Annotated in this window: 2 protein-coding genes and 1 pseudogene; 2 read left to right on the top strand and 1 reads right to left on the bottom strand. The window is 57.9% G+C overall.

Annotated features, from left to right (window positions below):
- A partial coding sequence (locus ENZ75_RS30040; protein ID WP_281061311.1) for a peroxidase family protein occupies positions 1-1240 on the top strand: 1240 nt, incomplete at its 5' end.
- Positions 1241-1294: 54 nt separating this feature from the next.
- The gene (locus ENZ75_RS30035) at positions 1295-1696 is read left to right on the top strand and encodes a hypothetical protein (RefSeq protein ID WP_013530422.1); all 402 of its coding nucleotides are present in this window, start codon (positions 1295-1297) and stop codon (positions 1694-1696) included.
- Between the two features lie 35 nt (positions 1697-1731).
- Here ENZ75_RS30035 and ENZ75_RS30030 read toward each other — a convergent pair.
- A pseudogene (locus ENZ75_RS30030) lies at positions 1732-2035 on the bottom strand (hypothetical protein); the annotation flags it as partial.

The raw sequence follows: 2035 nt of genomic DNA, 5'->3' as shown, positions 1-2035 counted from the left end.
TCTCTACGATGTTGCGGATGGGGCGGACCTGTCGGCTTGCCGCTTTCCGATCGGCTTGCCTTGCATGAAAGGCAGTATGCTTCCGGTCGACGGTAAGACCATGCAAGGCCGTGATTTGCCGCGCATCGACTTCTCGGGCAAGTTTATCAGTGTCGAGGGTCGGCGATCGCCTTATCGGCCCTTGGTGGCGGATCCGCGAAACGACGACAATCTTGTCCTGTCGCAACTGCTCTGCACACTCATGGGCATCCACAACAGGATCGTGGATCTGCTGCTTGGCATCGGCACCGACCCAGCAGAAGCTTACAAGCGTGCCAGGATCTATCTGACCTCGGTTTACCGCACTGTGATCATCAACGACTATCTGAGAAAAGTTCTGGCTCCGGAAATATGGGACCATTTTTTCGCCAGTGACGATTTTCTTGGCGCCGGAGTCTCGGCACTTGAGACTTTCAATGCGCTGCCTTTGGAATTCACCTTCGGTGCGTCGCGCTTTGCCCACGCCATGGTCCGGCAGTTCTATGTCGTGAACGACAGGTCGGTCGAAGAACCAGCCAATCTGCGCAAAATGCTGTCCTTTTCCAGCCTGCGCCCGGGTGGGGAGATTCCAATACCCGAGAACTGGATTGTCGACTGGAACCGGTTTGCCTCAGCCGACCCCCCGTCGAAAGCTCAAAGTGCCCGGCGCATAGGACCATTCCTGTCGAAAGAACTGACGATTGCCGGCCTGAGTGCGGAATTGAACGGCACAGTCCGGCCGGTTGCCTTCATGGATTGCTGGCGCTGTTACGACCTTGGTTTGCCATCCGGGCAGGACGTGGCCGGTGCGGTGAAGACCGCCCTGGGCGACAACAGTATCGATGTGCCGGTCCTGACGGGCAATGACATGCTTCCCACGGCCGCCTGCGCCAAACGTTACGTCTACAACGCCGGCCGACTTCGGGCCGCTTTGCAACGGTACCCGGAGTTCCTGAGGCAAACACCTCTCTCCTACTATATCATCCAGGAGGCGTCCGTTCTTGGTAATGACGGCAGCCATCTTGGCCCAGTTGGCTCCTATGTGGTGGCCGCCACGATCGCATCCGCACTGTTCAAGGCTGCCGATACGGATATCACCTCTCGCAGGCTCATTCCGGACGTAGAGCCAAAAACGCTGGCAGGACTGCTCGATCTCAATGATACTGCGAAGGTATCGGATGAAGTGCTTGGCGGCCTGCTCGGCAGTCAGGGTTTTCAATAGCGCTGATAACGGCAGCGCTACAGTGCTCAATCTGGTTTAGCGGGGAAAGTGGACATGGTGAAGTTCAAAGATGTGCAGTTCGAGGCGCTTGGCGAATTCATCCGAGACCTGATCAAGGATCCGGCCAAGCAAGCGATCTTCAGAAGTGGAGATCAGGAGGCGATGAAGGACCTGCTGCGTGGGTTCATGACGCCCAGGGACAAAACCTGGGAGGAGATCACCATCCAACCATACTTCGACCAAGACCTGATCGTGAACATCGCCTTTCCCTTCACCGGCGACGTCGAGCAAACGATCGCCACCATTGCGCCGGCGGATGGACCCGGTGAGGACTATACATTTCCCGATCACTACAATCTCGACCCGAACGCCGGCCCGCCCGATCAAATAAAGAAAAACCGTTTGAGCGCATATCATAAGCGCCTCGGCGACTACGTGATGTCACGCTGCAAGTGAAACCCGGCGCAATTGCGAGCAACGGTTCGGCCGTGTCAGCCCGACTGGGCTGCCAATTCGATGCCACGGGCCAGCTTCTCCTGATCGACTGGTAACCGGATCGGAAAAGCGGTCTTGAACCACTCCACGGCGACAGCGCGGTCAAGCCTACCCGGCCCTTGCCACGCCGCCGTTAGGTTGCGTAGAAAACGTCTGAACTCATCCCCGGCCTCGCGGTTGCGTTTCAGCAACGCAAGTGCCGCCGCCGACCAGCCGTGGATGTCGGCGAACAGTTGATCGCTCTTGACCGCAGCGGCCACGCACCCCTCCAGATCATTGGCGAGAAAGGCAATGGTCGCC

The organism is Mesorhizobium sp. M7A.F.Ca.CA.002.04.1.1 (assembly GCF_004022805.1).
In the GTDB taxonomy this organism is placed as follows: Bacteria; Pseudomonadota; Alphaproteobacteria; order Rhizobiales; family Rhizobiaceae; genus Mesorhizobium; species Mesorhizobium ciceri.
The sequence above is the reverse complement of the archived record's forward strand: the minus strand, read 5'-3'. Positions and strand labels throughout refer to the sequence as shown.